Consider the following 7,096-nt stretch of genomic DNA (forward strand, 5'->3'; position numbering starts at 1 on the left):
CCTCTCCCACCCCCGCAGCCCCGGAACCTGCGGCAGCGCCGGAATCTGCGGCAGCCCTGGCAGCCCCGGAATCTGCCGCAGCCCCGGCACCCGAGCGTCCCACCAGCCGCCCGGCGACGCCGTCGCGCCGCCCCGCCGTGAAGAAGGCCGCCAAGCCCGCTGCCGATCCGCGCTTTCCGCACGGTCCGCTCGTGGTCCTGGACGGTGACGGTTCCGCCTACGGCGTCGACGGGATCGTGCTGGACTGCCCCGCGACCACGATCCCGGAGCTGGTGGAGTGGACCATCGCCGACTCCGGTCTCGGCGCGCCCCGCCTGCACCGCCACGGCAAGGACAGCGACCCGCTGGTCGTGCTCACCGCGTCGGCCGCCGTGAAGCTCGGGCTGCCGGAGCGCCTAGAGGGGCACGAGCAGCGCCGTTCGCTGCGCCTGCCGGAGGACCATCCGGTCGTGAAGCAGGTGACGAAGGCGAAGTGGAAGCTGACGCAGCGCGGGTTCGGCCCGTGGGCGCGCATCTACCGCCCCGCGCAGGCAGGGCAGCGGCAGTGCGTACAACTCGCCGTGCTCTCCTGGGACGCGCTCGACGCCCGCTCCTGGCCGGGCGTCGCCGAGATGGCGCCGGCCGACATCGCCCGCGTCCTGGGCGTCTATGCCCAGCGCGTCATCACTCCGCGCGGGTCGACGGCCGTGTCCGGGCTGGAGCTGATGACGGCGCTGCGCCCGCCGACCCGCGCCGTGCAGGACCGCGCGACCGGCCAGTGGGTCCCGGGCCACAATCCCGGCTCACTGGGGACGGAGCCGCTGGATCCGGCGCCGCCGGAGGCCACTCCCGAGCACCCCGTGGTCGTGAACAGCGGCTGGACCGGCGGGTTCCTGGACGAGGAGGCGTACCAATGGGTCCGGTCGGTGGACCTGCTCACCGATGAGGAGTGCCTGCTGCCGTACGCGGTGGGTCTGGACCTGAACACGGCGTTCCTCGCCGCGGCGGCCCGCCTGGTCGTGGGGCTGTCCGGCCCCGAGCACTTCGTGAACCCGCCGTTCAACCCCAAGATCCCCGGCTCCTGGTTCGTGGACCTCTCCCACATCGAGCTGGACCCGCGCCTGCCGTCGCCGTTCACCCCCTCGGGCAAGCGCCCCGAGGGCCCGGCCTGGTACCAGACGCACACCGTCGCCTACGCCCAGGAGCTCGGCCACAACGTCCAGCCGATCGAGGCGTACCTGCGGAGGGAGACCGGTGCGTACCTGGACCCGTGGCACGACCGCCTGAAGAACGCGTACGCCGACACCCTCGCCGACCTCGGCGTCACCCGGGACCTGGACGACCACGCGTTCCTGGCGGCCATGGAGCGGCACAAGCAGACCGACCCGGCCCTGGCGGCCGTCCTGACCGCCATCAAGGCCACCGTCAAGGGCGGCGTCGGCAAGCTCCGCGAGCGTCCGCAAGGCCGCCACTACAAGGACGGCGAGCGGTGGCCGGCCCTGGAACGGCCGACCTGGCGCCCCGACATCCGCGCCGCCGTCATCAGCAAGGCGCGGGTCAACATGCACCGCAAGCTGGGCAACATGGCGAAGATGACGGGCCTGTACCCGCTCGCCGTGCTCTCCGACTGCGTCGTCTACCCCTCGCCCGGGGCGTCGCCACTGGACTTCCTGCCGTACGCGGCCTCCGGCAAGCCCCAGCCGGGCGGCTTCCGTCTCGGCCCGACGCCGGGCCTGGCGAAGCTGGAGGGCGTGCAGGAGATGGCGTGGGCGGTCGACCTGATGGAACAGGGCCTCAACCCCGCCAGGCACATCAAGGGCGGCGACGCCGTCTTCGACGAGGGCGAGTAGGGCCGCGGCCACCGCTCAGCCACGGCGCCGCCCACCTCAGGGGCCGGCGCCGACCTGACCCGTACCGAAGGAGTCGTACCCGTGAGCACCACCGACACGGCCCCGCAGTGGCCTGTGCCCACCACCCCGCCCGCCCACGACCCCGTGCTGTTCGCGCGGGCGATGCGGGACATGCGCCTGACCTGGCGTGCCCGCGGCGTTCTGGCCGAACTTGCCACCGGCTACACGCCCGGGCAGGAGCCCACCATCAGCGAACTGACGTCCCTCACCCGCGACCAGCGCCTGGCCGCCGAGGGCCGCGAAGCGTTCCGCAAGGCAGTCGGTGAACTGCGCGCCCTCGGCTATCTCACCCCCGACGCCAGCACGGTCTCCGGTGTCGGCGAGCGCCTGGTCGTGGACCTCGCCCCGGCTGCCGACGCCCGCCTGATTCCCCGGCGCTGGGGCCACAGCCCGCTCCTGGACGGGAGCTGACCGGTGGGGGAGATCGAGGACGCCATCGAGCGGGCCGACCGGGAGGCTTTCACCCGGGAGCCGCCCAAGACGCTCAAGGCCCAGATCGGGTTCCTGCTCAAGCAGATGAAGACCGCGAAGGCCGTCGCGGCGGAGCTCGGCGTCACCGCCGACTCCGTCAACCGCTACCGCCGCGGTGCGCGCAAACACCCGCCGAAGGAGATCGCCGCGAAGATCGACGCTGCCGTACGGGCCCGCTGGCAGCCCCAGGTCCGCAAACGCCGGCGCAAGCAGGCCGCCACCACCACCGGCATCACCATCGAGACCAGGGCACGTTTCGGCTACACCGCCCCGATCGGCACCACCGACGACGGGCGTTTCCGCCGCCTGACCGTCCACCTTCCCCCGGCGTACGCCCAGCGCCTGTTCGACGCGCGTGACGCGGGAGCCGGCGACCGGGAGATGCGCAAAATCATCGCCGAGGGATTCAGAGAGGTCTATTTCCAGGACAGTGGAGCACGCGCCCTGGGACTCTCGGAAGTCGCTATCAACGACATCGATTACATCGACCTGGGCTTTTGACGGTGGGAAGCGCTGAGCGGCGGATTCGTGGCCGTCGACGGCGGCAAGAGCATGCCGCTTGATGCTGGGAGGGGCGCCGACCGCGTCACAGGGAACCGCGGGACGGAGGCAACCTCTGGCTACCGGCGCTGACCGATCCCTCGCGGGACGCTACGCCTGGCGGGTCGGCAGCACCATCACCTGACGCAGGTTCACGTGCCGGGGACGGCTGGTGACGAAGCCGATGACGTCGGCGATCTCATCGGACGACAGTGAGCCGACCGCCTCCTGCAGCCCCCGCAGCTCCTCGGCGAGCGCCGCGTTGTCCATGTGCCCGCCCAGCTCCGTGTCGGTCATGCCCGGCTCGATGTTGGTGACGCGTACGTCCTGCGGACCGAGCTCCGTGCGCAGCATGGCCGACAGGTGGGTGAGGGCGGCCTTGGTGGCGCTGTAGACGGCGTAGTTGGGGAACGTCAGGTGGGCGGCGATCGACGAGACGTTGACAAGGTCGGCGGTGCGGCCGTCCGCGGCAGCGGCGACGAGGTCGGCGGTGAAGGCGCGGATGATGCGCAGGGCACCGGTGATGTTGGTGTCGATCATCCGGGACCATTCGTCGACGCGGCCGTCGGCGATCGGGTTGGGCAGCATGACGCCGGCGTTGTTGACGACGAGGTCGGCGGGGCCGTACGCCTCGTGAACCGCGTCGACCGCCGCGTCGACGGAAGCCTGGTCGGTGACGTCCACGGGCACGACCAGCGCCTGACCGCCGTCGGAGACGATCTTCGCGGCCAGCTCGTCGAGCCGGTCGCGCCGACGGGACAGCAGCGCGACACGCGCTCCGTCGGCGGCCAGCAGGCGAGCGGTGGCCTCGCCCATGCCGCTGGCGGCTCCGGTGACGACTGCGGTCCGTCCGGCGAGGGTGGCGTAGCTCATGGAAGGCTCCTTGGAGGGGGGATGACCGGCCGGCACCGGGATGGCCGGCGGCAAGCCCCATCCTGCGGCCCGCGCGCCGGACCAACCAGGAGGGCGATTGTCCTGGTGCTGCCACCACCAGGTACGGGGCGGTGGCGGTGGTACGGGGCGGTGGCGGTGCTGTGCGGTGCGGACGCGGGAAGGCGCCCGGCAGCGGAGGAGGAATCGACCTGCGATCGGGCGGGCCGACGGGCAGTATTGCGGCATGCCGGATCTGCTGTGGGACGACGTCAGGAACTTCTTCGACCCTGACTTGATGGGTGCACTGCCGGATGTGTCCGTGTCCGGCGCCTCGGTCGACGACTGGCAGGCGGTGTTCGACTTGGTCCGGTCGAGCGGATGGACATGGGAGTACTCGGAAGGCTGCGTACGGATGCCGCTGCCCTCAGCGCACGAAGTGCTGTCACGCTCCCCGGACGCGGACACGGCCCTGCTGAAGGTGTGGCCTGCCAAGGATGTGCAGGTGAACTTTTGGCCGATGTCGGTCGGCGAGATCGACTTTGATGTCGACCTGCGGGAGTTGCAGGGCCAGGAAGGAGTGGACGTCCTGTGCGGCTTCCTCGGCGCGATCGGACACCGGCTGGGCAGGCCCGTGCTGATGACCGGAGAGGGCGACCGGGGGAATCCGGTACTCGGGTTCGACCCCGAGGCCGGTCATGTGGTGCTGCTGGCAGATCCCCTCGGAGTTCAGCCGGCCGCCGCGACAGGCTGGGGTCAGTAGAGGGGTGCCGATCGGCGATCCGCCGCATCGCAAATCCCGGCAGCCGTACGACACCTGTCGTGACGGAGAGGTGCGGCAGCACTTCCCTCTTTCAGGTGAATAGCGCTGTATGGGTACATGATGTTGACATCTCCTGCTGTCCTGAAATGTGCCACTTCAACCGAGAGAGGACGGCGGACAGATGATCAACACATCAGGAACAGGAAACGGAAGAGGGTCAAGGGCCGCATTGACAGCCGGCGTCGCACTTCTGCTGTGCTGCGCCATGTCGTCCAGCGCCCAGGCCGCGAGTGGTGAGTTCGAGTACACCAGGGCCGACGGGATGGGTCACATCACTTTGCTGAACCCGGACAACGCGTGCCGCACGCTGTCCGGTGGCGGAGCGAAGGACATCAGCAATCGTACGGACACCGTGGCGAGCATCTACAAGTTCGACGATTGCCGTGCGGAAGGAGTCATCGCCACGGTCAACGCCCGCGGAGGCACGTGGCCTCCCAATCCCACTCTCACCGTGGCTCACGCGGTGAAGTTCGGGTGACAACTGATTCGGCCTGCACATGCCGGAACGCGCCTGGCCAGGGGCGGCGCAGGCCCGATGGTTCCGGTCGAACTGGAAGCCGCCGTGCGCAGGGCACCGGTTGACGGTGAGCCTCTGGCTGGCGGTGCAGAGGATCCTCCATGGGTCGCTGGCGTCCGTAGGCTCGGACGCCTCCGAGTTCAGTCGGAGAGTGGTGCCGAGCGCGGGGACGGAGTGAATACCAGTCGGCCGAGCGAGCGGACGCGCGGCATGATCGGGGAGAGGTCGCAGAAGACGGGTGCGGCCAGCGAGTTCGCGGCGCAGGCCTGCGACTCGGCAGCCCGATCCTGAACGGTGTCCCGACACCGCCAGGAAGCCACATGGTCGCCGAGCTCGCGAGCTCCGGCTCACCTACTCTACCCCCGGGGCATCGCCGACGGGCATCCCGGCCGCCGAACAGCCGCGCCACGGAGCGCGCCGAGTACCGCGCCGAGGGCGGTGCCCAAATATAGCTCGGTCATGCTATAAAGGCGGCGTGCCAAAGATCGTCGATCCCGTTGCCCGCCGCAGGGCAGTGGCGCAGGCCGTCCTGACCGTCGCAGCGCGCCATGGGCTGGAACATGCGTCGCTGCGCAACGTCGCCGAGGAAGCCGGACTCGCCATCGGCTCGGTCCGCCACTACTTCGCCGACCACGACGAGCTGATGACCTTCACGATGACGGAGCTGAGCCGGCGCATCGACGAGCGCATCCGCACCCACGCCGAGCGACTCCTGGCACCTGACAGCCGCGCCGACCGCGCCGACCGCCGCGCCGGAACGGAAGGGCTCCTGGCCGAATTCCTCCCCCTGGACGAGGTTCGCCGCCAGGAATCCGCACTCTGGCTCGCCTTCACCAGCGCAGCACTCACCCGCCCCGAATTGCGGCCCTGCGCCGCCGAAATGCAGGCCAACCTGCACACCCTCCTGACGCGAGTGCTGCATGAAGCCCAGCGCGCCGGCGGGCTTCCGGGCAGTGCGGACGTCGAACTGGAAAGCACTCGACTGGCCGCAGTTCTCGACGGACTCACCCTCCAGGCAACGCTGCTACCGGACCACTATCCGCCGAAGCTGCTCCGGCAGGTACTGCGACGGCACCTGGACGCCCTCACAACGGCCAACTGACATCCAGCTGCAGGGCGCGAGCACCACGCCGTGGAATACGGCACCCGCCTCGTCCGAAGAGACACCGGGCGAAGGCCACCCATTATTGAGAGGCTCACCATGGCTTGCGAGCCACCGCCCTCTTCAGGGGGAGCAACGAATGGCGCTGATCACGGCTGCGGGGAGGCCGTCAGCGGTGGCTCAGTACGTTGACGACCTGTCCGCTAGGGTCGCGCACGAAGAACCGCCGCACGCCCCACTCTTCGTCCTGCAAAGGGTGAATGATCTCCGCACCGCTCTCCCGCATGACCGCATAAGCTGCGTCCACGTCGTCCACCTCAACGCTCATGTCGGGACTGACAGGCGCGGTCTTATCGCTGGTCATGACGCTGATCTGTGCTGCCGGAGCGGACGGGGAGGCGAGTGTCATGATCCAGCCGTGGTTCATGACTTCCTCAAATCCCAGCAGGCCGTAGAACTCCCGGCTCTCCTGCGCGGCCTCCGACTGAATGTTGGGTACGACACGGTGAACTGCCATCGATGACTCCAAGTGAGAGTGGAACGCGTCTCCATGTCTCCCCAGGAGTAGTACTACAACAAGCTCACCATCGCGCGCATTTTCGAAACGCGCCGCAGGCTTCGTGCCCGGCGCGCACCGAGGCCGTGCAGCTCCACATGCAGCCGGAGCGCAGGAACAGCCGCCATGCAAGCCTTTCGCTAACGCCGGGCCGTAACCCGAGGTGATTCGGCGACCCCACACCGCACTCCACCGGGCCTTCGTCGGCCGCCGCGGCATGGACTTCCTCCGATGTAGACGTTCCCCACACCCAGCTCCGCCTACTGCTCTGACCGGGAGGGTCCGCCGGTTGGGTACGCTCGGTCCGGCTGCGTAGGGAGGGGAGGGC

General features: G+C 69.5%; 8 protein-coding genes. 6 read left to right on the forward strand and 2 right to left on the reverse strand.

All coding sequences use genetic code 11. The features are described 5' to 3' along the window. The 3 genes from tap to tpg form a co-directional block, all read left to right on the forward strand. Positions 1 to 1,829 (forward strand): telomere-associated protein Tap (gene tap / locus ACSNOH_RS32055; protein ID WP_436724962.1); only part of this gene is annotated, 1,829 nt, incomplete at its 5' end. Positions 1,830 to 1,910: 81 nt separating this feature from the next. After that, the gene (locus ACSNOH_RS32060; RefSeq protein WP_436724963.1) at positions 1,911 to 2,300 is read left to right on the forward strand and encodes a hypothetical protein; all 390 of its coding nucleotides are present in this window, start codon (positions 1,911 to 1,913) and stop codon (positions 2,298 to 2,300) included. Positions 2,301 to 2,303: 3 nt separating this feature from the next. Then, entirely contained in the window at positions 2,304 to 2,861 is a 558-nt protein-coding gene (gene tpg / locus ACSNOH_RS32065) for a telomere-protecting terminal protein Tpg (RefSeq protein WP_436724964.1), read from the forward strand. 150 nt (positions 2,862 to 3,011) lie between these two features. Here tpg and ACSNOH_RS32070 read toward each other — a convergent pair whose 3' ends face one another. Continuing rightward, positions 3,012 to 3,773 (reverse strand): SDR family oxidoreductase, encoded by a 762-nt coding sequence (locus tag ACSNOH_RS32070; RefSeq protein ID WP_436724965.1) that lies wholly within the window; start codon positions 3,771 to 3,773, stop codon positions 3,012 to 3,014. 244 nt (positions 3,774 to 4,017) lie between these two features. Here ACSNOH_RS32070 and ACSNOH_RS32075 point away from each other — a divergent pair, with 244 nt between their 5' ends. The 3 genes from ACSNOH_RS32075 (at position 4,018) to ACSNOH_RS32085 (ending at position 6,212) form a co-directional block, all read left to right on the forward strand. Next, positions 4,018 to 4,533, forward strand: coding sequence for a hypothetical protein (locus ACSNOH_RS32075; protein ID WP_436724966.1), 516 nt, complete (start codon positions 4,018 to 4,020; stop codon positions 4,531 to 4,533). 181 nt (positions 4,534 to 4,714) lie between these two features. Further along, positions 4,715 to 5,071 (forward strand): hypothetical protein, encoded by a 357-nt coding sequence (locus ACSNOH_RS32080; protein WP_436724967.1) that lies wholly within the window; start codon positions 4,715 to 4,717, stop codon positions 5,069 to 5,071. Between the two features lie 514 nt (positions 5,072 to 5,585). Next, positions 5,586 to 6,212, forward strand: coding sequence for a TetR/AcrR family transcriptional regulator (locus tag ACSNOH_RS32085; RefSeq protein ID WP_436724968.1), 627 nt, complete (start codon positions 5,586 to 5,588; stop codon positions 6,210 to 6,212). A 169-nt stretch (positions 6,213 to 6,381) separates the two neighbouring features. On the opposite strand, the gene ACSNOH_RS32090 is transcribed toward ACSNOH_RS32085, so the two are convergent. Next, positions 6,382 to 6,729, reverse strand: a complete 348-nt coding sequence (locus ACSNOH_RS32090) for a VOC family protein (protein WP_436724969.1) — start codon at positions 6,727 to 6,729, stop codon at positions 6,382 to 6,384. Positions 6,730 to 7,096 lie beyond the last annotated feature (367 nt).

The organism is Streptomyces sp. URMC 127, assembly GCF_051386535.1.
Taxonomy (GTDB): Bacteria; Actinomycetota; Actinomycetes; order Streptomycetales; family Streptomycetaceae; genus Streptomyces.

Excerpts from the sequence above, each read along its gene's own strand:
- ACSNOH_RS32070 (WP_436724965.1), bottom strand. The coding sequence starts at position 3,773 with ATGAGCTACGCCACCCTCGCCGGACGGACCGCAGTCGTCACCGGAGCC.
- ACSNOH_RS32075 (WP_436724966.1), top strand. The coding sequence starts at position 4,018 with ATGCCGGATCTGCTGTGGGACGACGTCAGGAACTTCTTCGACCCTGAC.
- ACSNOH_RS32080 (WP_436724967.1), top strand. The coding sequence starts at position 4,715 with ATGATCAACACATCAGGAACAGGAAACGGAAGAGGGTCAAGGGCCGCA.
- ACSNOH_RS32090 (WP_436724969.1), bottom strand. The coding sequence starts at position 6,729 with ATGGCAGTTCACCGTGTCGTACCCAACATTCAGTCGGAGGCCGCGCAG.